The following is a 238-nucleotide window of genomic DNA, read 5'->3' as shown; positions in this document are numbered from 1 at the left end:
TCGTCCGCGAGTGGCTCGACGCGCCGGAGCGCACCGGCCGCCTGGTCTTCCTGACCCGGCACGCCGTGAGCGCCGCTCCCGCCGACACCGGGGCGGATCCCGCGCAGGCCGCGGTCTGGGGCCTGGTCCGCGCCGCGCAGGCGGAGTCGCCGGGCAACTTCGTGCTCGTCGACTGCGCCACGGACCCGGCGGCGCTCGTCCGGTTCCCCGCCGTCCTCGACCACCCGCAGGTGGCGCT

Annotated in this window: 1 protein-coding gene; it reads left to right on the top strand. The window is 78.2% G+C overall.

Translation table 11 applies throughout. The features are described from left to right. On the top strand, positions 1-238 hold a 238-nt coding region (locus G3I40_RS25210), incomplete at both ends, for a hypothetical protein (RefSeq protein ID WP_164304400.1).

Source organism: Streptomyces sp. SID14478 (genome assembly GCF_010548525.1).
GTDB lineage: Bacteria > Actinomycetota > Actinomycetes > Streptomycetales > Streptomycetaceae > Streptomyces.
This window is presented reverse-complemented; position numbering and strand designations above follow the sequence as displayed.